Raw genomic sequence first — 22,972 nt, forward strand, 5'->3', positions numbered from 1 at the left:
ACCCCTCTCCCAAACGAGTTTGCGTTTGATGCCAGTGTAGCCCTCTCCCGCAAGGGGAGGGGGCGCAATCGCGGGCAGCGGTGAAGAAAGAACAATTCGGGGAGAAAACGAATGCCGATCGTGTACGAACAGCTGATGGCCCTGAAGAATCTCGGCCAGAAATACAGCTACACCGACCGCGACGTGATGCTCTACGCCTATGGCATCGGCCTCGGTGCCGATCCGATGGATGAGAAGGAGCTCGCCTTCGTCAACGAGGGCGTGCTGACGCCGCGTCCGCTCAGGGTGGTGCCGACATTCGCGTCGGTCGCGGCCTGGGGCGCCGGTCCCGGCGAGATGAACCTCAACCGTGTGATGGTGGTCGACGGCGAGCGCGACATCACCTTCCACAAGCCGTTTGCGACCGCGGCCCACATCACCGCGGACTCGACCGTGCTCGACGTGTTCGACAAGGGCAAGGACAAGGGCGCGGTGATCCGTCACCAGACCGTGCTCAGGGACGAGAAGGGCGAAAAGCTCGCAACGCTCGTGGCCTCGCGCTTCGCCCGCGGCGACGGCGGCTTCGGCGGACCATCAGACGGCCAGCCCGAGCCGCACAAGGTGCCGGAGCGGGCGCCGGACAAGGTGGTCGACATCACGACGCGGCCCGACCAGGCGCTGATCTACCGTCTCTGCGGCGACCGCAATCCGCTGCACTCCGATCCGGAATTCGCCAAGAAGGCCGGCTTCCCGCGGCCGATCCTGCACGGCATGTGCACCTACGGCATCACTTGCCGCGGCGTGCTGCAGACCTATGCCGACTACGATCCTTCAGCCTTCAAGCAGCACGCAGCGCGGTTCTCCTCGCCGGTGTTTCCCGGCGAGACCGTGACCATGGAGCTGTGGAAGGACGGCAACGTGGTGTCGTTCGAGGCCAAAGTGAAGTCGCGCGGCGTTACGGTGATCAAGAGCGGCAAGACAGTGCTGGCGTAGCCACGCGCGACGGCTGTTATCTCCCTCGCCCCGCTCTTGCGGGGAGAGGGTGGGGTGAGGGGCCTTCACCGCGAGCTGTGACTGTGGTGAGACCTGTACCCCCTCACCCGGATCGCAAGGGCGATCCGACCTCTCCCCGCAAGCGGGGAGAGGTGAAGAAGAAACAATAAACGGAGAAACAACCATGGGATTACTCGACGGCAAGGTGGCGCTGATCACGGGCGCAGGCGGCGGACTCGGTGAAGCCTACGCGAAGCTGTTTGCGCGCGAGGGCGCGGCCGTGGTGGTCAACGATCTCGGCGGCCCGCGCGACGGCTCGGGCTCCGACAAGTCGATGGCCGACAAGGTGGTCGACGCAATCAAGGCCGAGGGCGGCCGTGCGGTCGCCAACGGCGCCGACATCTCGACCTTGGCCGGCGGCCAGTCGGTGTTCGACGATGCCATCAAGCATTTCGGCCGCGCCGACATCCTGGTCAACAACGCCGGCATCCTGCTCGACGAGACCTTCCACAAGGCTAAGGAAGCCAACTGGGACAGGGTGATGAAGGTGCATCTCAAGGGCACCTTCTGCTGCACCCAGCCGGTGTTCAAATGGATGCGCGACAATGGCGGCGGCGTCATCGTCAACACGTCGTCGACCTCGGGCCTGATCGGCAATTTCGGCCAGACCAATTACGGCGCGGCCAAGGGTGGCATCTGGGGCCTCTCCAACGTGCTGGCGATCGAGGGCCGCAAGTACAACATCCGGATCTGGACCCTGGCGCCGGGCGCGCTGACCCGCATGACCGCGGACCTGCCGCGCTACAAGGAGAACCCGGGTGCGGCGCTCGGGCCTGATGGCATCGCGCCGGCCGTGCTCTACATGGTCAGCGACCTCTCCGGTGACCAGACCGGCAAGGTGCTCGGCGTCTCGGGTCCGCGCGGCGTCCGCGAGATGCGGATGATGGAAATGGAAGGCTGGACGCCGCCATTCACCGGGTGGAAGGCCGAGGATATCGTCACCCACGCCAACGAGATCTTCTTCTCCGAGGAGGAGATCAAGAAGTCGGCGCGGCGGTTCAAGTAAATGGATGACCCGCGACCGGGGGTAGGGAGGGGCTTCCGGATGCGCAATGGCGCAGCCGGAAATGAGGCTGTATAGAGGGCGGAAACAGACGAGGCACCCATGACCAAACTCACCGCCCAGGCCGCAGGAACCTTTGCGATCGCGCCGACCCCGTTCCACGACGACGGCCGCATCGACGAGGCATCGATCGATCGGCTGACCGATTTCTACACCGAGGTCGGCTGCGACGGCGTCACGGTGCTGGGCATCCTCGGCGAGGCGCCGAAGCTCGATGCCGCGGAGGCGGAGCAGGTCGCGTTGCGCTTCGTCAAGCGCGCCAAGAAGCTGCAGGTGATCGTCGGCGTCTCGGCGCCGGGCTTTGCCACGATGCGCTCGCTGGCGAAGAAGTCGATGGATGCGGGCGCCGCCGGCGTCATGATCGCGCCGCCGCCGCATCTGCGCACCGACGACCAGATCATTGGCTATTTCAAGCAGGCACAGGAAGCGATCGGCGACGATATTCCCTGGGTGCTGCAGGACTACCCACTGACGCTGACCGTCGTGTTCACGCCCGCCGTGATCCGCAAGATCGTGATGGATTCGCCGTCCTGCGTGATGCTCAAGCACGAGGACTGGCCGGGGCTGGAGAAGATCTCGACCCTGCGCAATTTCCAGAAGGACGGCTCACTGCGGCCGCTGTCGATCCTGGTCGGCAATGGCGGCCTGTTCCTCGATTTCGAGATGGAGCGCGGCGCCGACGGTGCGATGACGGGCTATGCCTTCCCTGAGCTGCTGATCGACGTCGTCAATCTCTCCAAGGCCGGCAAGCGTGATGCCGCGCATGATCTGTTCGACGCGCATCTGCCGCTGATCCGCTACGAGCAGCAGCCCGGCGTTGGCCTCACCGTGCGCAAATACGTGCTGCAGAAGCGCGGCATCATCTCCTCCAGCGCCCAGCGCAAGCCGGGTGCCGTCATCACGCCGCAGGCGAAGGCCGAGGTCGACTATCTGCTCTCCCGTGTGGCGCGCGTTGACCGCCGTGCCAATCCGCAACCACAATCCAGCGCCGCAGGCTAAATAATGACCGAGATCGTTGCTCCGCGCCTTGCCTCAACTGTGCTCTTGCTGCGCGACGGCGCATCGTCACGCGAGATCGAAGTCTTCATGATGGTTCGCCATCACCAGATCGAGTTCAATTCGGGGGCGCTGGTGTTTCCCGGCGGCAGCGTCGACAAGAACGACAAGGAGATCGCCGCCGATCCCGCGCTCTATTCGGGCGGGAAAGGGCTCGACGGCGACGCGCTCGGTTTCCGCATCGCGGCGATCCGCGAAACCTTCGAAGAGAGCGGCATCCTGCTGGCGCGGCCGCAGGGCTCGAAGGATCTGGTCGACGCCGGGCGTGCGAACGAGATCGCCACCACGCATCGTGCGGCGTTGAACGAAGGCAAGATCACCTTCCTCAAGGTGCTGACCGACAACGGCATGGTGCTCGCGCTCGACGAGCTCGTGCCCTATGCGCACTGGATCACGCCGGAGGGCATGCCGAAGCGCTTCGACACCTGGTTCTTCCTGGCCGCAGCGCCCCCCGAGCAACTCGGTGCGCATGACGGCAAGGAATCGACCGATTCGATCTGGGTGTCGACGCGCGAAGCGCTCGAAGGCGGCGAGACCGGCCGCTTCAAGCTGCCGTTCCCGACCACGCGCAACCTGATCAAGCTCGGCAAGCAGCCGAGCGTCGGCGCCGCGCTCGCCGACAGCAAGGGCAAATCGATCGTCGCCGTGATGCCGGTGATGACCAAGACCGCAACCGGCCGCCAGCTCCGCATCCCCAAGGAAGCCGGCTACGACGGCGAGGTGTTCGACGTCGGTGCGATGGGCTGAGCCCGGCCGTCACCGCTACCAGACTTCGGCGAGCATCGAAGTATCGCGACCAGAACCGCCGATATAACCACGTAAGGTCACCGCGTCGGGCCAACCGCCCGGCGCATAAGGAGCCAACGTGGCAATATCCCCTGACGTCCCAACATCTCGCGAATTCCATCTGACGCTGCCCGGCAGCGATGACACGCTGCTGGTGCGGCACTGGCCGGGTGCCGGCGATCCCGTGCTTTACGTTCACGGCGCGACGTTCCCGTCGGCGCTGTCTGTCGGCTATCGCTTTGGCGGATGGTCCTGGGCGGACGATCTCAATGCCGGCGGCTTCGACGTCTGGGGTTTTGATTTCATAGGTTTCGGCGGTTCGAGCAGACCGCGGCAGATGTCGATGCCCGCGAGCGGGATCGCACCGCTCGGCCGTGCGACGGAAGCTGCCATTCAGGTCGGTGCGGTGGTGGATCACATCCGCAAGCAACGTGCCGGCGCGCCGGTTCATATCGTCGCGCATTCATGGGGCACGATGGCTGCCGGCTTCTTTGCCGGGCATCATCCGGATGCGGTCGGCCGCCTCGTGCTATTCGGGCCCATCGTCCGGCGGGAGCGGGAGGGGTTGCCACTTCCCGACAGCATCGGTGCATGGAGCGAGGTGACCATCGCGGATCAGTTGAAGCGCTTTGTCGAGGACGTCCCGCAGTCGCATCCGCCGGTGCTGATCGAGCCCGAACTCGCCGAGTGGGGGCCGGCCTATCTGGCAAGCGAAGCCGGCGCGACCGGACGCACCCCGCCGGCGGTCCGGATTCCAAATGGGCCGCAGGCCGACATCATTGCTGCGATGTCAGGGCAGTTCCCCTACAACCCGCGCCGTGTCGTGGCTCCGACGCTGATCGTGCGCGGTGAATGGGACAACCTTTGTCTGGATGCTGACGCAGCCTGGCTGACACATGCATTGGGCGCCACCAGGAAGGCCGATGTCGTCGTGCCCAAGGCGACGCATCTGATGCATCTCGAGCACGGGCGTGACGGGCTGTTTGCGGCAGCCACCGACTGGCTTTCCGGGAGCGCGTCGTGACGGGCGCCGAGACTGGCGACGCGCGCCAGCCCAATATGGCCTTCGAGCTGGCGCTGCTGCTCGCGCTCGCCACGCTCTGGGGCGGCTCCTACACGTTCATCAAGCTCGGCGTCGCGACCATCCCGCCGATCACGCTGATCGCGGCGCGCACCGCGATCGCGGGGGTCTTGCTGCTCGTCATCATGCGGATGCGCGGCGTGACGATGCCGACCGATGGCGCGACGTGGCGGCGCTTCATCTTCCAGGCCTGTCTCAACAGCGTGATCCCGTGGACGCTGATCGCCTGGGGCGAACGCTTCGTCGATGCCGGGCTCGCCACCATCCTCAATTCGGCCTCGCCGATCTTCACCTTCCTGTTCACCGTCGCGATCACCCGCCACGAGGCCGCGAGCCCGCGGAAGCTGTTCGGGGTGATCGCCGGTATGACGGGGATCTGTCTGATCGTGGGCGTCGACGCATTCCGTGATCTCGGGGAAGGGATCGTGGCCGAGGTCGCGATCGTCGCCGCCACCATCTGTTACGCCTGCGCCGCGATCTTCAGCCGCGGCTTCAAGGGGCTCGATCCGATGGCGCCGGCAGCCGGCTCGCTGATCGCGGGCGCTGTGATGCTGATTCCCCTCAGCCTTGCCGTCGAACGGCCCTGGACACTAGCGCCGTCGGCGAGCTCGCTCGCCGCATTGCTGGCGCTTGCGGTGTTCTCGACCGCGATCGCCTTCGTGATCTACTTCCGCCTGATCCAGACCCTCGGGTCCGTCGGCACCACCGCGCAGGCCTATCTGCGGGTGCCGATCGGAGTTGCGCTCAGCGTCGCTTTTCTGGGCGAGCGGCTGAGCCCGACCGCGTGGATCGGGCTCGCCTGTGTCGTGATCGGCGTCGCCGCGATGACGATTCCGGCGCGACGGGTCGCTACCGCCTGAGGTCATCGCCGCGATGACGATTCCGGCGCGAAGGGTCGCCGCCGCCTGAGGTTGTCGCCGCGACGGCGATTCCCGCATGAAGGGTCGCCGCGGCCCGAAGTTTCGTCCGCCGAACAGCATCAGGACGCCGGCATCCCGCCGGACTGAGGCCGACGGCCTGTGCCGGAATCGGTCACCGGCGGCCCGTCCGGGTGACACCGGTCACACCGCCGGCCGGGCCCTTCAGCATGTTTCCCCAACGCCCGTAATTTCCCGTATATTGGGGCGCATTGGACCCCGGCCTCGATGACATGACCGCTGAATTGCCGCCGAATTCGCAAGCGCCGCGCGCGTTCTCCCTCTCGATTGGCCAGCTCACGTTCGGCAGCTTCCTGCTGGTGCTGGCTGTGATCATTATCACATCCACGGCCAGTGTGATCGCGATTCGCCACATCGATACGACCTTTGCCGAGCTGCAGCGGCTGCAAAGCGTCGGCGACATTGCCGAGGATATCGACCGTCGCACCAACGAGCTGAGGTTGGCGGCGCGGGACTTCGTCACCGAGCCCGGCAATCAGTCGGCCCAGGTCGCTCAGGCGGCCCAGTCGCTGAGCGAGATCCTGAAAAAGACCCGCATCGAGCTGGCGCCCGAGCAGCAGGATATGATCGACGGCGTCACTCAGCGGCTGGCGACCTATCGCAGCGGGATCGAGCGCATCTCGGCGCTGCTCAGCCGCCGCGCCGAGATTGTCGCCGGGCTGCCGCCGCTGCGCGACGCTTTCGACAAGGCGCTCGCCGAGAGCAACGATGCGGCGCTGGCCAACACGCTGTCGCGGATACAGAGCGGCATTGCCACCGCGCTGCTGGCGCACAACACGTCCGCGGCCGAGCATGCCGCGCAAAGCATGCGGGCGATGACCATCGCCGATCCGACCCTGCGCAGCGCGGTCGACAATTATGCCGAGGCGATCAGCGCGATTTCGGTGCGCGAGGGCCAGATCGCCGACATCGACCGCGAGGTGCTCGGCGCGGAGGGCCTTCTGATCCAGAAGGTCACCGAGTTGTTGCGCGAGCTCAGCTCCCGTCGCGGCCATGTGCTGTCGCGCGATTTTGCGCGGACGCTGGCTGAAGCAAAATGGCAGAGCATCGTGCTCGGCACGGCGGGTGTGTTGATCGGCCTGTTCGCCTCGGTGCTGGTGGTTCGACGCACCGTCCGTCCGCTCGCCAGGATCGCCGGCTCGATCCGCAAGGTCGCGGGTGGCGAGAAGAGCGCGTTCATCCCCGGCGCCGATCTCGACAACGAGATCGGCGACATCGCACGCGCCGCCGAAGTGTTCCGCCAGACCCTGGTCGACGCCGACAGCGCGCGCGAGGCCGCGTTGCGTGCGCTCGCCGAGCAGCGGCTCGCCGAGGAGAGCTACCACAAGCTGTTCGAGGCGTCGGTGGACGGCATCTACGTCACGACGCCGGGCGGCGCGTTGCTCAACGCCAATCCGGCGCTGGCGCGGATGATGGGCTATGCCACGCCACAGGACCTGATCAAGGGCATCGATGACATCGCCACCACCGTCTATGTCGATCCGGCGGCGCGGGAGCAGTACCAGCAGCTCATGCAGCGGGACGGCACGGTGCGCGACTACGAGTATCAGGTGCGTTCGCGCGACGGCACGGCGCTGTGGCTGTCGGATTCGGCGACCGTCGTGCGCAACGACGAGGGCGAGGTGATCCGCTACGAAGGCACGGTGCGCGACATCACCGACCAGAAGCGCGCCGAAGACGCGATCGCCGAAGGCCGGCGGCTGTTGCAGATGGTCATCGACACGGTGCCCGCCGTCATCAACGTCAAGGAGCGCAACCTGCGCTACGTGCTGATGAACCGCTACATGGCGGGGATTTTCGGCATCGAGCCGCAGGACGCGATCGGCCAGACCACCGCCGAGCTGATGTCGCGCTACGGCGCAGCCAAGACCGACGAGAACGACAAGCGCATCCTGTCCGCGCGCCGCGAACTTGGCTTCTATGAAGAAGAGTACAAGGACGCCGCCGGCAACATGCGGCAATGGCTGGTCAACAAGCTGCCGATCCTCGACGCGCAGGGTGAGATCGAGAACATCGTCACCGTCGCGCTCGATATCGGCGACCGCAAGCGCTCTGAGCAGGAGATGCGCAAGGCGAGGGATTCCGCGGAGGCCGCGCTGCGCAATCTCCGGGAAACCCAGAATTCGCTGATCGAGGCCGAGAAGCTCGCCGCCCTCGGCCGTCTGGTGGCCGGCGTCGCCCACGAGGTCAACAACCCCGTCGGCATCAGCCTGACGGTGGCGTCCGCATTGGAGCGCAAGACCGCGATTTTCGGCGCTCAGGTCGAACGCGGCGACCTCAGGCGCTCGAGCCTCAACGACTTCCTCAACACCGCGCGCGATGCCTCGTCGCAGCTGGTCGCCAATCTCAACCGTGCCGCAGAGCTGATCCAGTCGTTCAAGCAGGTCGCCGCCGACCGCAACTATTCGGACCAGCGCACCTTCGATCTCGGCGATCTCACCGAGCAGGTGGTGATGAGTCTGCGGCCCGGCCTGCGCAAGCACAATCTGACGCTCAACGTCGATTGCGAGCCGAACCTGATCATGAATTCCTATCCCGGACCGTATGGCCAGGTGCTGACCAATCTGTTCCTCAACGCAGTCGCGCATGCGTTTCCGGACGGCAAGGCCGGCGAGGTCGAGATCCAGGTTCACGCGTCCGGCGGCGACAATGTCGAGGTGATCTTCGCCGACAACGGCTGCGGCATGAGCATCGATGTCCGCCGCCGCGCCTTCGACCCGTTCTTCACGACGCGGCGCGATCAAGGCGGCACCGGGCTCGGCCTGCATATCGTCTATAGCATCGTCACCAACCGCCTCGGCGGACGGCTCTCGCTCGATTCCGCGCCGGGCAACGGCACGCGGATCCAGATGATCCTGCCGAGGGTCGCGCCGCTGGAGCAGGCCGCGGAGTAGGCGGGCTCGGCGTCCGTCCGAGCCCAATCTCCATCATCCAAGCCGTGGTCTATCGCTTTGTCTCGTTGGCAAGCAGGTTCTTGTGGACCTTTCCGCCCTTCATGATGACCACAAAGCTCTTCGCGGGATCTTCGACCAGCTTGATGTTGTCGATCGGATTGCCGTCGACGAGCAGCAGGTCGGCCAGAGCCCCTTCCTCCACGACGCCGAGCTTGCCGGGATATGGATTTCGCAGGCCGGATAGAGTCAGAAGCTCGGCATTCGTCGATGTTGCCATGATCAATGCCTCGGCCGGCGTATACCAGCGAGTGAGGCTGGCCAACATCGCGCCTTGCCGGTCCGCCAGCGCCTTCGAGAACAGGATGTCGGTGCCGAACGCGGTCTTGAGTCCGTATTTCTTGGCCAGCGCATAGACCCGGTCGGTTCCGGTAACCACTTGCCGCAGCTTCTCCTGCTCCGCGGGCCCAAGGCCGCTTGCGCCGGTCAGATCGAGAAAGGGTTGCGTGCTCAGCCAGATTCCTTTCTCGGCCATCAGTCGGGCCGTCGCGTCGTCCATCAGGTGCCCGTGCTCGATGCACCTGACACCGGCCGCGATCGACCGCTGGATTGCAACCGACGTGTAGGCATGCGTGGCGACATAGGTACCCCAGTTCGTGGCCGCTTCGACGGCGGCGCGCAGCTCGGGCTCGGTGAACGTGGAGACGTCGATCGGACTGAATGGCGATGCAACGCCACCGCCGGCGGTGAGCTTGACCTGTGAGGCCCCTTGCATGAGTTGCTCACGTGCCCGCACGCGAACCTCGTCCGGACTGTCCGCAATCATGCTGCCGCCGATTTTTTCCATACGGCTGAGCATGCCGCCGATCGTGCGTGGCAGATCGGACAATTGCCGGAAATCGCCATGGCCGCCGGTGATCGAGATCACCGCGCCGGATGGATAGATACGTGGACCGGCCACGAGATCCTCGTCGATGGCTCGCTTGAGCCCAAAGGTCGGTCCGCCCATGTCGCGAACGGTGGTGAAGCCCCGCATCAGCGTGTCCGTCGCTTCGGCGGCCGCCAGCAGATTGTTGTAGCCGACGTCGCCGGCGATCGCAGACGTCGGCGTCGGGCGCACCAGCATCGTATGCCAATGTGCGTCGATCAGCCCGGGCATCAGGACGCGTTCGCCGCCCTCGATCACCTGAGCATCGGCTGTGATCGCCGCAGCCGAAATCTTCTCGATCTTGTTGTTCCTGACGAGAACGTTGGACGGCGCGGAGAGCGCGCTGTTCTTTCCGTCGAAAATGCGAACGTTCCGGAACAGGATCGCGGAGTCCTGTTGCGCCTGCGCGGCAGGCCCGACGCCGAGACTGGTTCCGATCGCGGCGAGCAGCGCGAAAGCTCTGACGAGTCCACCCGGAATTCTTAAACCTGACATATCCGATCTCCGCTGTCGCAATACCGGCGTCTATTCCGCCTTCTTCCTGTGAAGGAGGGGCGGTCCGGTGTGTCACACGTTGATGAATTGGTCGGCCGTTACGCGGGTCTGGCGGCGGGCAGCCAGGCGTAGGTCAACCATCCGATGCCGTGGGAGAGGAGGTCGATGCCCAGCAGCATTCCGAGCACCCACAGCCCCGTTGCCGGAAATCCCGTCAGGATGATCAGGCCGGCCAGGATGCCGAACGCCCCTGACGCCATCATGATCCAGCCGGCCTGTTGCCGATGGCCGATGCCGATCAGCACGCGGACGAAGCCCGAGACGAGCAGCATCAGGCCGAGCACATAGGTCAGGATCAACGCGCCGGTCACCGGCTGGCTCAGGAGGACGATGCCGGCTGCAACATAAAGGGCGCCGAGCAGCAGCTGCCACACGAAGCCTCCCCATCCCTTGGTCCAGAAGGCGTGCACGATCTCGAAGCCGCCGGCGAAGATCGCTGTCCAGCCGATGAAGATCGCGCTGACGACGGTGAAGAACACGATATCCCCAAGCACCAGGAGGCCTGCGGCGATCATCGCGATCCCGAGCAGAATACGCGCCCACAAAGGCGGTGTCGGCAGGCCCGTCAGGCCCGCCGTCGAACTGTTGTCATAGGTCGTCATGGCGTCCTCCTCGCGGACCTCCGGTCAGGCCGCTCGCTCGCGCTTCTCTGCCGCGTCGTCGTCCGGAATCTCTCCCGGCCGATAGTTCGGCAAATGTCCGGCTGGAATGACCGCCAGCAGGGCTAGGCCGGCCATGATCAACAGCCCGATCTTCAGGGCCCGCAGCCGGGCTTCGGTGTTGACCCGAATGGCTTCCTCGACCTGCTGCGGCGTGCCGCTTGTGCCTTCGAGCACGCTGCGCAGCCGGTCATTGCTGACGAAGGTGATGTTGTTGAGATCAACCTGGCTCTGCAGCTCCTTGGTCAGCACCGGGCTTGCCGTGATCTTGCCGAGGGCGATCGTGCTCAGGAGACCCACGAGAAGAGCGCCGGCGACCGCGGTGCCGACGGCGGCCGCCAGGTTTTGCGTGGTTCCGCGCAATGACCCGACATCGCCGGCCAGTGCCTTGGGCGAGGCCGTCACCAGGACGTTGAACAGCAGCGTCACCAGGGAGCCCTGGCCGATCCCGAACAGGATGAGGCCAAACAGCACGGGAACCTCGCTCCAGTCGTTGCGCACGACGAATGCGAGCCAGAGGAGCGCAACGGTGCAGAGCGCAAAGCCGAAGCGGCCGATCTGGCGCGGTGTCAGCCTGTCGTAGACATTGACGATGAGCATCGCCGAGAAGAAGACCGTGAGGTTGAACGGCATCATCGCGATTGCGGTCGCGATCGGCGAACGTCCCTGCACGATCTGGATGTAAAGCGGCACCGTGAAGTTCAGCGCCGCCTCCAGCGCGACCACTGCGAACAGCGCATAGACTGCACAGCGCTCTTCGGGCGATTCGATCACCTCCAGCGCCAGCAGCGGCGTCTTCCCCGCGGCCTGCTGCCGGCGCGTCCAACTCAGGAAGGCCTGCCCGAGAACGACGCCGAGCACGATCATGATCGGTGCCGGCGAAACGCCCAACAGATCGAACGGCGCGTTCGGCGTGGCGAGCGCCAACCCCCAACGGTTGAGATTGTTGAATCCGAAGCTGATGAGAATGATCGCACTTGCGGCAAGGGCGACGCCGACCAGATCGATCTGGACGTCCGGGCGGCCGCGGTCGGCCCTCAGGCGGAAGCTGAGGACGAAGACGATCGCCGAAGCCGCGATCAGGATCCCGAACGCCGGGCGCCACCCGATATAGGTTCCGAATACGCCGCCGATAACGAACGCCAGCACGCCCGCCGCGGCGCGCGCCGAGCCGAGCGCACCAAGGGCGGTCGCCTGCTGGCGTCCGGCATAGTTCTCGGCGATCAGGGCGACCAGCGACGGCACGATCACCGCGCCCGCGGCCCCGCAAAGCGCCTGCGCGGAAATCATGACGGCGGCCGTCGGGCTGAACGTCATCGCGAGCTGCGATACGAGGAAGAGCACCACCGCGATACGGAATACCTGCACAGCCCCGAACCTTTGGGCGAGCTTCGCGCCAAGCATGACGAACCCCGCCACAAGCATGGAGTAGGCCACGATCCCGGTCGCCACCGTGGTCGGCGGCACGCCGAAGCTCGCCACCATTCCCCCCAAGGCGACAGGCAACGATGCAACATTGTACGACATGATCATCTGACCAAGCGCGATCGCGATCATCGGAACCCATGATGCCCGCTCTTCGTGGTGGACGCCGTCGAACGACATTGTTTGTGTTGCCATCGCATCCTCCGACCTGATTGAGGTAGCGATCGGTCGGGCCGCGGCTCCGCCGATCCTGCGCGCATTCGTTCATTGTTCCGGTTGCGATACGAACAGATCCATGCCCAGCCGCTGCGACAGGAATTTTGCAGCGAGCTGGCCCCTCACGCTGTTGCCGGCCGCATCCAGCGGTGGGGCGAACGTGCCGAAACCACCTTTGCCGGGGGACACCGCGACGATACCGCCGCCAATGCCGCTCTTTCCCGGCAGGCCGATGTCGTAGAGCCAGTCGCCCGATGTCTCGTACAATCCGGCGGTAACCATCACGGCCAGGACGTAGTGGCACACATCAGCGTCGACCACGCGCTGCCTGGTCACCGGGTTCACGCCGCCGTCAGCCAGCGTCGCGCCCATCACGGCCAGATCCCTGGCGCTGACATTCAGCGAACACTGCCGAGTGTAGAGGTCGGTCGCCTGTTTGGCGTCGCTGTAGATCCGGTCATAGCTCTCCAGCAAACGAGCAATGCTCCGATTGCGGAAATTGGTCTCGGACGCAGACGCGTAGACCTCCTCGTTGAGCGGGAGGTTGCGGCCGGCGAAGCGCGACAGCCCGTCGTGGATGAATTTCCAGCGCTCCTCGATGGACTTTCCCGGCGCGAGGCTCGTGGTCGCGATCGCGCCGGCGTTCACCATCGGATTGGTCCGCCCGTTTCCCTGCTCGATCGCCGCGAGCGAGTTGAATGCCAGTCCGGTGGCGTTGGCGCCGAGCTTTTCGCGTGCCGCCTCAGGTCCGATCGTCTCGCAGATCAGCGCGAACAGGAACGGCTTCGAGACGCTCATGATGGAGAATTCGTGGTCGACGTCTCCCGCGCCATAGACACGCCCGCTGGTGCCAACGATACAGATGCCGAACAGCTCGCTCGGAACTCGGGCGAGGGCCGGATAGACCTGCGATCTGGTTCCATCGGTGTTGGACTTGAACCGTCGATGGGCGTCGTCCACAAGCGACTGCACCATCTCCGGGCCGGGCAGGTGGCCGGTCGAGACATAGGCTTGCTCTGGTTGATCGAGCGAATCCGACGCCATCGCATCACTCCGTCGAACGGACTGAATGCCGATCGGCTCCGTTCTAGAACACGACACGTTTTCCGCAGTCAGCGCCCAAGTTTCAATCGAGTCAATGTACAACCAGGGCTCGGTGCTGCGACCCGACCATCAATTATGTGCGAGGCTAGCGGTTGGAAAGACGTCCGGTGCCCGATTGGGTGAGCGAGACTGACATATTCGCTTTCAGTTTGAATCAAACCGCCGATGTCAGCGCGACACGCGATCGACGACAGATTGCAACTTTTCCGTCCGGGAGTAGCATCGTGCGCGCGTGCGCGAACCGAGCCTAAGCGAGAAGAACATGGGGCATCATCTGAAGGAGCGAGGCGTACCATGGCGGCGCAAACAAGTGACGGACATTTGTTCCTGGTCAAGAAGCTTGGCGGCCTGATCTCAGTCATTATCGGATGCCTGCTGACCGCTGTTGGCGTGACATTCGAATCCACCGATACGATCGTTATCGGTGTCCTGTTTCTGATGCTTGGTGCCGTCCTGCTGGTGCTCAAGATCATGAGACGAAATCAGGAGAGCTCGCCCGGCTAGTCGGGGGCATCAGCGTCTTCCGCGGCGGATCACGTGCACCGAGAAGAACCGGCAAGATCACCGTGCTTGCCGACAATTTCGAGGGCAAGCGCCTCAATGCGCCGAACGACATCGTGGTGAAGTCCGACGACACGATCTGGTTCACCGATCCGGTGTTCGGCATCGCCGGCGAGTGGGAGGGCTTCAAGGCCAAGCGCGAGCAAGACAACACCAGCGTGTTCCGCATCGGCACCGATGGAAAGCTGACCGCCGTCATCACCGATCTGGTCAATCCGAACGGGCTTGCCTTCTGGCCGGACGAGAAGAAGCTCTACGTGGTCGAGTGGAAGGGCACGCCGAACCGCAGCATCTGGAGCTACGACGTCAATGCGGATGGCACGGTGGGCAACAAGTCCAAGCTGATCGACGCTGCCGACCAAGGATCGCTTGACGGCTTCCGCGTCGACCGCGACGGCAATCTGTGGTGCGGCTGGGGCAGCAACGGTGCGCTGCAGTCGGAGCCGGCCGACGTGGGCGGCCGCAAGGTCTATCAGTTCAAGGGAAGACCGGAGGATCTCTACGGCGTCATGGTGTTCAGCCCGCAGGGCAAGTCGCTGGGATTCGTTCGCCTGCCGGAGCGCTGTGAGAACCTGACCTTCGGCGGACCCAAGAACAACCGCCTGTACATGGCATCCTGCCACTCGATCTACGCATCCTATGTCGAGGCACACGGCGCGACGTGAGGCGGCGCTTTCAACGGCGTCATTGCGAGGAGCAATAGCGACGAAGCAATCCATGGCTCCGCTCGTCGCAGTATGGATTGCTTCGCTTCGCTCGCAATGACGTGGTTCGGCCGATGCAGAATCCCCGTCATCCCCGCGCAAAGGCGAAGCCTTTGCGCGGGGGTGACGGGTCAAGCAGCGAGTCTCGAACCGCTAATTGATATCCGCGAGCTTGTGCAGCGTTGCGCCGAAGATCAGGCTTGCCTTGCCGACCAGCGCGGTTCCACTCATGGTGCCGCGGGTATCGGTGAAGGTGCCGGAGACGCCGATGCCGACCGGCGCGGGTCCGCCGAACAGCGGGTTGTCGGTGTCGCGTGGCGTGGTGTGGCGTTGGACCAGGACCTCGCCCTTGAATGTGTCGCCCTTCACCGTGTAGCTGCCGGTGTAATACAGATAGGCATCGCCGCCGAGGATTTGCCCATCGCGGAAAAGAATCACTCCGCTGCCCTTGCCGACGCGTCCATCCAGCAGGGTGACGTGGATTGAGTACAGCCCGTTTTTCATAATTTCCCATGGTCCCGGCTGCCACGCCCGCAGCAATCCGGATTGGTTTTTTATGCCAAAGCGAGCAACCTCGTGCAATGCGGCAGGTTGATTCCGGGGTGTCCGGAGTGACTGTGAACCCTCGGTTCCTGCCAGGCGGTGTGACGGCGCGATGACAGCGGACCGTGCGCGCGAATCGAACTGGCCCGCGAAATGCATAGCTCTGGTTGCACTGGCCGGTGAGTGCTGGAGCAACATACATGACAGACAGGATGGAAGCTGGCGGCCGTTTGGTGGGCCGGTATGACGATCCGGGAACCTTGGCTGGCCGTCGCGGCGGCCGGATGCGCGTGGCCCTGCTGCTTGGTCTGGTCGGGCTCTTGTCGGTCGGCGCTGCGCAGTTCGCGCAGGCGCGCGATCCCGACGGCCGCTACGCCAATTCGCCACTGAAGGAGTGGTTCGACGGCCTGCGCAGCGGCAAGGGGCCGTGCTGTTCGGACGCCGATGGGAGCGCGGTCAGCGATGTCGATTGGGAGTCCAGGAACGGACACTATCGCGTGCGCCTCGATGGGGCGTGGATCGACGTCCCCGACGAGGCTGTGGTGACCGAGCCCAACCGGGTCGGCCGCGCCATGGTCTGGCCGATTCCCAGCTACATGGGCGTGACGATCCGCTGCTTCATGCCGGGCAGCATGACGTAGCGCGTTTCGAACGACGTGGAGAAAACGCGCATTCGCTCACGCGTACTTCTTGTCGCGCTCGAGCAATTCGATCGAGATGCCCTGCGGCCCGCGGATGAAGCAGATCCGCACGCCGGGGCGGATCGTGGTCGGCTCCTTGGTGAACTCGACGCCCTTGGCCTTGATCTCGGCCGCGACCGCGTCGATGTCCTTCACCGCCAGCCCGAAATGATCGAGCCCCTGATATGGCGTTACCGGCGGCGCGTTGACGCCGTCGCCCTGCGTCACCTCAGCGATGAACACCTTGGCACCGCCGAGCTGGACGTCGATGCGGCCGGGGCCGCGGATGATCTCGCCGCCGAGGATGTCGCGCAGCCAGGTCGCGGTGGCCTCGGGATCTGGACTGCGCAGATGAACGTGGTCCCAGGTGACGACAGGCATTGCGATCTCCTTGTTGTTCTCGCGCCGCTCAGGTGCACGGCACTCGCTCTCGGGCGGCGCGAATTTAGCGAGCGGCCGGCCGTGATGCCATCCCTCCATGCCTGTCGCAAGATTGTCGTTCCGGAATGAAACCATTCCGGCGGTCGACGATTGTTCTTGCGTGGCCGCTCGACCTGCGGCCGTCCCGGAAGCCGCACGGTGCGGTGTTTGCGTGGCTCGTTGGTGTGTGGCGGCCTGATCGGGCTGCCGGGGTGAGGGCACGACGATGCGGATCGGTTTGGCGTCGTTTGGAAGGCTGGCCGCCGGACGTCTCGGTGAACGCGGCCTCTACGCCGGCCTGCTGCTGCCGCTGATCGCGATGGCCGGGATCGGCGCATGGTTCATGCTCCCCGAGCCCAGCGACGCCGGAGACCAGGATATCTGGCCGCTGTCGTCCGCCATCATCCGCACCGCGCAGAATGCATCGACCGGGACGCAGCCACAGTCCGCAAAGGACGCGCCGGGAGATGAGCCGGCCACGGTCGGGGTAGCCACCACCCCGCCGGCCGCAGAGGAGGCCAGGCCGTCTGAGCCCGCCGAAAGGTCGCCGCTGGACCGGCTGCGGATCGCCTCGCAATCCTGGCAGCGCGGCGGGCTGGGTTCGAAGGTGCTGGTCACCCTGACGCTGCGTAATGCCAACGATTTCGCGGTCAAGGATATCGAGATCGCCTGCGCCTTCATCCGGCGCGACGGCAGCCCCCTGACCGAGCGCAAGCGGCTGATTTCGGACACCATCGCCATGAAGAGCCGCAAGACCTACTCGCGGATGTTGATCGGCTTCGTCAATGTTAACGCAAACAAGGCGAAATGTTCGCTCGTGACGGCGAGCCGCGTCTAAACCCTGCATCCCGAAAAAGTGACCGGGAATTGACTTGCCGGGTGAACCGTAACGGCCAGGCAGGAACTAACTAATATGCCGACCGTTAGAGAACGACCCGGAAGCGCGGGATGGCGTCTGTCCGGGTGATCATGCGCAGACGATGAATTCGTCGCCCGATGACTGATGTCGTCGCGCCGAGATGAACCGCGCCCATCGCGCGGGGGGAGCTACCAAGATGCCTGTGGCGCGTTATTTCCTGTTCGTCGGTGGCGTGCTGCTCGCGCTGCTTTTCGTCGTCAATGCCATCGTGCCGCAGGAGGCCGTGGTCGCCAGCCAGAACCAGAGCCTGTCGTCGCCCGCGGTCGACAACAAGACCGTGGTGCGGATCAAGTCGGTCCAGAAATTGCCGGAGCGGGTGGTATACGACACCAGCCTGCCGACCATCGTTCCGTCGCAGGTCAACGCGGTCGCAGCGGCTGCTCCGCCGGCTACCGGCGACGCGTCGGCGGAAGCCCGCGTCCGCAACACGTTCGCCCAGTTCATTCCGCCGGAGAAGGCTGACACGAACAAGGTCGTTGCCGAAGCGAAGCCGGCCGAGCAGCCCGCGCCGGCCCAGCCGCAGGCGCCGAAGAAGCGCAAGGTCGCGCACAACCATAACCATTACCAGCAGCCGATGCGCTTCGCGCAGCCCGGCATGTATCAGCCCTACCGCGTCGCCCAGCAGCAGCCGCGGATGGGCTTCTTCGGCGGCTTCGGCACCTGGTAAGCGGGGCCGCCACAGCCGGCAATCGATACGCCGCCGCAAGCACTTGCGGCGGCTTTTTCATGTCCGCGATTCCAGGGGGCAGCGTGCCGCCCGGCCTGGCGTGATTAACGCGGCAGGCGCGGAATCTTGTCGGCGAAGCCGTTGTAACAGGTCAGCCGCTCGTCCTCTTCCTTCACGAAACGGCATTCGTTGACGCCCTTCGCGGGGGCGGCCTTCGGCTTGGGCTGCGGCTTGAAGATCTCATCGTAGCACATCAGCCTCTCCTTGGTGGCGTCGTCGATGTCGCCACAGGCCTGGAGCTTCTGCGCGACCGAGGGCGGCTTGCCCGGGGCGGACTTCTCGCCCTTCTTGGCCGCCGACTTCTTGCCGACCTGGACCAGCGGCTTGTCGCCGACCATGGGCTGTGAGGCTGCCGGCTTGTCGGCGGCGGGTGGGGCGGCGGCTGGAGCGGTGGCTGGAGCGGTGCCTTGGGCAAGCGCGGCAGCCGGGCACAGGAGCGCCAGCGCGAGAATGATATGTCTCATGTTGAAAATGTCCGAAATGACGTGATGACCGGAAGGGTGGCGCCGGGGATCGGAAAAGCCCGGCAAGCGCCGAGGCTTATCGCAAGTTCTGCCCGAATCCTACCCCCAGGCGTGGTCCGCACGGCACCGATCCACCGGCAAAAACCGGGGCAATTCGTCGCCGATTGGGCCGCAAGGGAGCGTGATTTGCCTTTGCCCGGCCGGGCGGCTATGACGGCGCCATCTGCGCGACTGGCGCTTGGATGGACCACCATCGGGGAGCGCAGAGACTGAACGCCGCGCGCCTGGGCACCGCTTCGAAACGGAGGTGCCATGACGGCGAACATTCTTGATGGGCACGCGCATGCCCAAATTGTCATCGACAAGGTTGCTCACGAACTGGACCGGCTGCCCCACGCACCGGGGCTTGCGGTCGTGCTGGTCGGCGACGACCCGGCGAGTCAGATCTATGTGCAGAGCAAGGTCCGGATGGCCGAGCGGCTCGGCCTGCGCGGCGAGGTCGAACGGCCGCCCGATGATTGCAGCGAGGCCGATCTGCTTGCCAGGATCGAGGCGCTCAATGCGCGCGACGATATCGACGGCATCCTCATCCAGTTGCCGCTGCCGGCGCATATCGACAGTTTGCGTGTGATGGCGGCGGTCGATCCCGCGAAGGATGTCGACGGTCTGCACGCGCTGAACGCCGGCCGGCTGTTTCACGGCGACGATGCGCTGGTGCCGTGCACACCGCTCGGCTGTCTCCGTCTGATCAAGTCGATCCGGCCAGATCTCACCGGCGCCCATGCCGTGGTGATCGGCAGCTCCAACATCGTCGGCAAGCCGATGGCTGCGCTGCTGTTGCAGGAGCACGCGACCGTGACGCAGACCCACATCCACACCCGCGGCATCAGCAAGATCTGTCGCCAGGCCGATATCCTGGTAAGCGCGGTGGGCAAGGCCGGCCTCGTGCGTGGCGACTGGATCAAGCCGCAGGCCATCGTCATCGACGTCGGCACCACGCGCGTCGAGAAGCCGGAAGGCGGCTACGCGGTGTGCGGCGATGTCTCCTTCGACGAGGCGGTGCAGGTCGCCGGCGCGATCACGCCGGTGCCGCGCGGCGTCGGCCCGATGACGATCGCCTGCCTGATGGAGAACACCGTGAAGGCCGCAAAGGCGAGGGCGGCCCGGCTGCAGTAACGCGGCATGCCTGCGGTGATGCGCGCGAGCGGCCGGTGCCGTTCGCACGCATCTCGCTCGCGCTTGGGCGTTCCGTGCGCGAACTTCATGACCCCGGAGGTAATGGAAAGCCAGCAGCGTTGGTCTATCGTCGCACCACAGACGGGAGGCGTGCGATGCTGTATGCGGAAGATCTCACCGAGGGCCAGACCTTCAAACTCGGCAGCTACATGATCGGCGAGGCGGAGATTCTGGAGTTCGCCGGCAAGTATGATCCGGTGCCGATCCATACCGATCCCGTCGCGGCTGCGGCGGGCCCGTTCGGCGGCCTGATCGCAAGCGGCTTCAATACCATTGCGATCTATCAGCGCCTCGTCGTGGAGGCGATCTGGACCAGGGTGGCCGGCATCGTCGGACGAAGCTTCGAGATTCGCCTGCCGAGCCCGGTTCGCCCGGGAGCGACGCTGACCGGGCACTCCCGGATCGAGAAGATTACCATCCGGCCGGAGCGCCGCGACGCTGTCGTGATCTTCAAGACGGAGCTCGTCAACGACGAGCTGCGCCCGGTTCTTGTCCTCGTGCTCGATGCGCTCATCCATATGCGGCCGGCGGAGCAGGGGCGGACGTAATCCCCGCGCGGGCCGGCGGCGCTTGATCTGGTCGCCGCCCAATGCCGCGGCTAATGTGGTGAGCCTGCTGGCCCGACGATGCGGTGCGGGGCATTGCTTTGGACGGGGTGGGCGTGAAAAGCAGCAAGCAGAAGCGCAGCGAGATCGACGCCAAGCGGCGCAAGGCCGAGGAGTGGCGTCGCCTGCAAGCGCAACGCGCCGCTGAGCAGTGCCGGCTCCGCGAATACAAGCTCGCGCTGGCGCGCGGCGAGGTAGCCGTGGTGACCAGCGAGCTCGCGCCCTCGAACAGCTATTCGACGCCCGACTTCGTCTTGCGCGGAACCTACCGACCCGAGCCATTCGTCTGCAAAGACTGCGGCGTCGCAGAGGTCTGGACGCCGTTGCGGCAGAAGTGGTGGTACGAGACCGCCAAGGGCGATGTGTTCACGATGGCTGTGCGCTGCCGGGCCTGCCGCACCAAGGAGCGCGCACGCAAATCCGCCGCGCGTCGGGTGCATCTGGACGGGCTCGCGAGGAAGAAGCCTTCCGCCACATGAGTGGCGGGCAGGTGTGACGTCGTGCCGCATTTCCTACATCGATGCACGGGAACCCCGCGCGCAAGCGGTCAATGCGTCGCGCGTGCGGAACGTTTCGGTGCCTGATCGGTTCGAGACTTCGAAGCCCCCGGCGAGGGGCGCGGGCGGGAGGAACCAGCCAGGGAAACCAGCAAGGCCGGAACCAACGAGAAGGAGCAGCGGATGAAACTTAACTCGACGCAAGTCAAACAGACCATGACGCAATTGAACGCGCAGGTGCTTCCGGACGATCACCCGGCGGTGGCGCAACTGAACAGCGTCTTCGGCGAACATACATTCTTCGTCGACACCAGCGGACTGAAGGTCCTCGAACCTGCGCAGAGCTCCGACATGGCGGGGCAGACGGGCGAGGTGGTGAGCCTCGCCGAGTGGAGCGATCCGGAGCTGACTTCGCTTCGGCCGCACGAGCCCGAGCCGACCGGCGTGCTTATCGCGCTTGAACCCAGCAAGCACTAATTGCCGCTTCGCCCGGCACGACGATCGGCTCGCTTGATGGCGATAGCCCCAACGTCGCGTCAAGAGGTGCCGAAAGTCACATGGCAAATCAGCGCCGCCTGCGTATGCATCGGATTGAGGTGGGTATCCAGGCGGTGAGGGGCAGATGGGGATCGTGCGGCGCTGGAGCCCTGACGAGGACGAGAAGCTCAGAGAACTCGCCAGGGCCGGCAAGAATGCTCTCGAGATCAGCAACGAACTGACCCGCAGCGCTTCGGCTGTGCGCCGTCGCGCCGAGGTCCTGTCGGTCCTGATCATGGCGAAGGCATTTCGCGCGCGCCCGTCGCATGTCGCCACCCATCTCGAAAGGGTCGCGATCGACGCGATCCGGACCCGCCGCTCGTTTCCCGCAGGCGTCGGCCCGAGCACCATTGCCGGAATGATCGAGAAGGGCTGGATCGTCCCGGAGCTGGGGCGCAGATATCGCGTCACCGATGCCGGGGTGGAGGCGGTACGGCGGAAGATCCCGAGCGGCTGAGCGTGGCGGCTCGCCCGGCGCGATTGGCGTTGGCACCGGACGGGTTTCCCGTAGATGCGCGGGAGGCGAGGCGGAATATTTGGACCCGGATGTGAGATTTTGCGCCCGAGACGGACGCGCGCCGCGTTCAACCATCGGGGACAAATGGCTGTCTCCACGTGCCCTCCCGTCCGATCCGATGGTGCCAATGCTCAACGTCTCGCGATCTCAAGCCGACCGATACCAGCGTTTCGCCGCCCTTTCGGATTCCGTGGGCGAAGCCGTCGTTGCGATCGCCGGACTGAGCGCAGATCAGCGCACCGACGTGGACTTCCTCGAGCGGGAGTTCATCCCTGCGCTGGAGCTCAATGACGAGTCGCTGCGCGAGCAGCCGTCGGAATTGTCGGCGAGCTTCGGCAAGGGCCTGCACATCTGGCAGTATCCGAGCCAGCTTGCGCCGTACCTGGCCTGGCTCTCGCGCAACGCGCGTCCGGCATTTCGTCCTTCATGGAAATCGGCTGCCGCTGGGGCGGCATGTTCATCCTGGTTGCGGAGTGGCTGAGGAACAGCGGCGCCGATCTCAAGACCGTCATTGCGCTCGATCCGACACCGTTCATCACGACCTATTTCGATCTCTTGCGCGAGCGCAATCTCTATCTCACCGCGGTCGAGAGCAAGTCGGTTGGCGTTGTCGGGGCCGATCGCAAGTATCGCACCTATCTGAGCGATCCGGAGATGGTCTGGCCCGACGGCATTACAGCCTCCGCGGATGGGTACATGTACGTATCGGCGTCGCAGATTTCGGCGGCCGCGATGTTCCACGGCGGTAGGGGCGAGAACGGGGCCCCGCATCTGATCTATCGCTTCAAGCCGCTTGCGGCGGCCTACGTCTTGCGGTGATTGCGGAGC

The 22,972-nt window shown here is 65.0% G+C and carries 25 protein-coding genes, 1 pseudogene and 1 riboswitch; of the genes and pseudogenes, 19 read left to right on the forward strand and 7 right to left on the reverse strand.

Annotated features, from left to right (window positions below; genetic code table 11):
• Window positions 1–111: 111 nt before the first annotated feature.
• The 7 genes from FNJ47_RS12380 to FNJ47_RS12410 all read left to right on the forward strand — a co-directional run bounded on the left by FNJ47_RS12380 (window position 112) and on the right by FNJ47_RS12410 (window position 8,850).
• The gene (locus tag FNJ47_RS12380; protein WP_163153355.1) at window positions 112–972 is read left to right on the forward strand and encodes a MaoC family dehydratase; all 861 of its coding nucleotides are present in this window, start codon (window positions 112–114) and stop codon (window positions 970–972) included.
• 184 nt (window positions 973–1,156) lie between these two features.
• Window positions 1,157–2,038, forward strand: a complete 882-nt coding sequence (locus tag FNJ47_RS12385; protein WP_163153357.1) for an SDR family oxidoreductase — start codon at window positions 1,157–1,159, stop codon at window positions 2,036–2,038.
• A 99-nt stretch (window positions 2,039–2,137) separates the two neighbouring features.
• On the forward strand, window positions 2,138–3,094 hold the full coding sequence (locus FNJ47_RS12390) for a dihydrodipicolinate synthase family protein (protein ID WP_163153359.1): 957 nt from the start codon (window positions 2,138–2,140) through the stop codon (window positions 3,092–3,094).
• 3 nt (window positions 3,095–3,097) lie between these two features.
• On the forward strand, window positions 3,098–3,898 hold the full coding sequence (locus FNJ47_RS12395; protein WP_163153361.1) for an NUDIX hydrolase: 801 nt from the start codon (window positions 3,098–3,100) through the stop codon (window positions 3,896–3,898).
• 118 nt (window positions 3,899–4,016) lie between these two features.
• Window positions 4,017–4,961 carry an alpha/beta fold hydrolase gene (locus FNJ47_RS12400; RefSeq protein WP_163153363.1) on the forward strand — a complete coding sequence of 315 codons (945 nt, stop codon included), beginning with the start codon at window positions 4,017–4,019 and terminating at the stop codon, window positions 4,959–4,961.
• 35 nt (window positions 4,962–4,996) lie between these two features.
• A complete protein-coding gene (locus FNJ47_RS12405) occupies window positions 4,997–5,878 on the forward strand; it encodes a DMT family transporter (RefSeq protein WP_163153412.1) in 882 nt (293 codons plus the stop codon).
• A gap of 290 nt (window positions 5,879–6,168) precedes the next feature.
• Window positions 6,169–8,850 carry a PAS domain S-box protein gene (locus FNJ47_RS12410; RefSeq protein ID WP_163153365.1) on the forward strand — a complete coding sequence of 894 codons (2,682 nt, stop codon included), beginning with the start codon at window positions 6,169–6,171 and terminating at the stop codon, window positions 8,848–8,850.
• A gap of 49 nt (window positions 8,851–8,899) precedes the next feature.
• Here FNJ47_RS12410 and FNJ47_RS12415 read toward each other — a convergent pair whose 3' ends face one another.
• From FNJ47_RS12415 to glsA, 4 genes are all read right to left on the reverse strand, one after another.
• A complete protein-coding gene (locus FNJ47_RS12415; RefSeq protein ID WP_163153367.1) occupies window positions 8,900–10,270 on the reverse strand; it encodes a metal-dependent hydrolase family protein in 1,371 nt (456 codons plus the stop codon).
• Window positions 10,271–10,368: 98 nt separating this feature from the next.
• Window positions 10,369–10,932 (reverse strand): HdeD family acid-resistance protein, encoded by a 564-nt coding sequence (locus tag FNJ47_RS12420; protein ID WP_163153369.1) that lies wholly within the window; start codon window positions 10,930–10,932, stop codon window positions 10,369–10,371.
• 24 nt (window positions 10,933–10,956) lie between these two features.
• Window positions 10,957–12,609, reverse strand: coding sequence for an MFS transporter (locus FNJ47_RS12425; RefSeq protein ID WP_175068369.1), 1,653 nt, complete (start codon window positions 12,607–12,609; stop codon window positions 10,957–10,959).
• A 69-nt stretch (window positions 12,610–12,678) separates the two neighbouring features.
• Window positions 12,679–13,674, reverse strand: coding sequence for a glutaminase A (gene glsA, locus FNJ47_RS12430; protein WP_163153371.1), 996 nt, complete (start codon window positions 13,672–13,674; stop codon window positions 12,679–12,681).
• Between the two features lie 354 nt (window positions 13,675–14,028).
• On the opposite strand from glsA, the gene FNJ47_RS12435 reads away from it, so the two are divergent.
• Window positions 14,029–14,238 carry a hypothetical protein gene (locus FNJ47_RS12435; RefSeq protein ID WP_163153373.1) on the forward strand — a complete coding sequence of 70 codons (210 nt, stop codon included), beginning with the start codon at window positions 14,029–14,031 and terminating at the stop codon, window positions 14,236–14,238.
• 22 nt (window positions 14,239–14,260) lie between these two features.
• Window positions 14,261–14,960: pseudogene (locus tag FNJ47_RS12440) on the forward strand (SMP-30/gluconolactonase/LRE family protein); the annotation flags it as partial.
• Between the two features lie 192 nt (window positions 14,961–15,152).
• Here the strand turns inward: FNJ47_RS12440 and FNJ47_RS12445 are convergent.
• On the reverse strand, window positions 15,153–15,503 hold the full coding sequence (locus FNJ47_RS12445) for a GrlR family regulatory protein (RefSeq protein WP_163153375.1): 351 nt from the start codon (window positions 15,501–15,503) through the stop codon (window positions 15,153–15,155).
• Between the two features lie 323 nt (window positions 15,504–15,826).
• Between FNJ47_RS12445 and FNJ47_RS12450 the strand changes: the two genes are divergently transcribed.
• Window positions 15,827–16,183: a hypothetical protein gene (locus FNJ47_RS12450; protein ID WP_163153416.1), complete on the forward strand. Its 357-nt coding sequence runs from the start codon at window positions 15,827–15,829 to the stop codon at window positions 16,181–16,183.
• 36 nt (window positions 16,184–16,219) lie between these two features.
• Here the strand turns inward: FNJ47_RS12450 and FNJ47_RS12455 are convergent, their stop codons facing one another.
• Window positions 16,220–16,603: a VOC family protein gene (locus FNJ47_RS12455; protein WP_163153418.1), complete on the reverse strand. Its 384-nt coding sequence runs from the start codon at window positions 16,601–16,603 to the stop codon at window positions 16,220–16,222.
• A 265-nt stretch (window positions 16,604–16,868) separates the two neighbouring features.
• On the opposite strand from FNJ47_RS12455, the gene FNJ47_RS50185 reads away from it, so the two are divergent.
• Both FNJ47_RS50185 and FNJ47_RS12465 read left to right on the forward strand, forming a co-directional pair.
• Window positions 16,869–17,480 carry a hypothetical protein gene (locus FNJ47_RS50185; RefSeq protein WP_175068370.1) on the forward strand — a complete coding sequence of 204 codons (612 nt, stop codon included), beginning with the start codon at window positions 16,869–16,871 and terminating at the stop codon, window positions 17,478–17,480.
• Window positions 17,481–17,697: 217 nt separating this feature from the next.
• Window positions 17,698–18,228: a hypothetical protein gene (locus FNJ47_RS12465; protein ID WP_163153377.1), complete on the forward strand. Its 531-nt coding sequence runs from the start codon at window positions 17,698–17,700 to the stop codon at window positions 18,226–18,228.
• Window positions 18,229–18,332: 104 nt separating this feature from the next.
• Here FNJ47_RS12465 and FNJ47_RS12470 read toward each other — a convergent pair whose 3' ends face one another.
• A complete protein-coding gene (locus FNJ47_RS12470; RefSeq protein WP_163153379.1) occupies window positions 18,333–18,752 on the reverse strand; it encodes a hypothetical protein in 420 nt (139 codons plus the stop codon).
• A 217-nt stretch (window positions 18,753–18,969) separates the two neighbouring features.
• Window positions 18,970–19,049: riboswitch (ZMP/ZTP riboswitch) on the forward strand.
• Window positions 19,050–19,064: 15 nt separating this feature from the next.
• Between FNJ47_RS12470 and FNJ47_RS12475 the strand changes: the two genes are divergently transcribed.
• The 7 genes from FNJ47_RS12475 (at window position 19,065) to FNJ47_RS12505 (ending at window position 22,963) form a co-directional block, all read left to right on the forward strand.
• Window positions 19,065–19,928, forward strand: coding sequence for a bifunctional 5,10-methylenetetrahydrofolate dehydrogenase/5,10-methenyltetrahydrofolate cyclohydrolase (locus FNJ47_RS12475; protein WP_163153381.1), 864 nt, complete (start codon window positions 19,065–19,067; stop codon window positions 19,926–19,928).
• 155 nt (window positions 19,929–20,083) lie between these two features.
• Window positions 20,084–20,536, forward strand: coding sequence for a MaoC/PaaZ C-terminal domain-containing protein (locus tag FNJ47_RS12480; protein ID WP_163153383.1), 453 nt, complete (start codon window positions 20,084–20,086; stop codon window positions 20,534–20,536).
• 113 nt (window positions 20,537–20,649) lie between these two features.
• Window positions 20,650–21,072: a zinc-ribbon domain containing protein gene (locus tag FNJ47_RS53910; RefSeq protein WP_163153385.1), complete on the forward strand. Its 423-nt coding sequence runs from the start codon at window positions 20,650–20,652 to the stop codon at window positions 21,070–21,072.
• Window positions 21,073–21,273: 201 nt separating this feature from the next.
• The gene (locus FNJ47_RS12490; protein WP_163153387.1) at window positions 21,274–21,567 is read left to right on the forward strand and encodes a hypothetical protein; all 294 of its coding nucleotides are present in this window, start codon (window positions 21,274–21,276) and stop codon (window positions 21,565–21,567) included.
• 145 nt (window positions 21,568–21,712) lie between these two features.
• Window positions 21,713–22,084 (forward strand): SANT/Myb-like DNA-binding domain-containing protein, encoded by a 372-nt coding sequence (locus tag FNJ47_RS12495; protein ID WP_163153389.1) that lies wholly within the window; start codon window positions 21,713–21,715, stop codon window positions 22,082–22,084.
• A gap of 250 nt (window positions 22,085–22,334) precedes the next feature.
• Window positions 22,335–22,625 carry a hypothetical protein gene (locus FNJ47_RS12500; protein ID WP_163153391.1) on the forward strand — a complete coding sequence of 97 codons (291 nt, stop codon included), beginning with the start codon at window positions 22,335–22,337 and terminating at the stop codon, window positions 22,623–22,625.
• The gene (locus FNJ47_RS12505; RefSeq protein ID WP_163153393.1) at window positions 22,571–22,963 is read left to right on the forward strand and encodes a hypothetical protein; all 393 of its coding nucleotides are present in this window, start codon (window positions 22,571–22,573) and stop codon (window positions 22,961–22,963) included. Before FNJ47_RS12500 ends, FNJ47_RS12505 begins: the two co-directional genes overlap by 55 nt.
• Window positions 22,964–22,972: the final 9 nt, after the last annotated feature.

Origin of the sequence: Bradyrhizobium uaiense, from assembly GCF_010811875.1 — a bacterium.
Taxonomy (GTDB): Bacteria; Pseudomonadota; Alphaproteobacteria; order Rhizobiales; family Xanthobacteraceae; genus Bradyrhizobium; species Bradyrhizobium uaiense.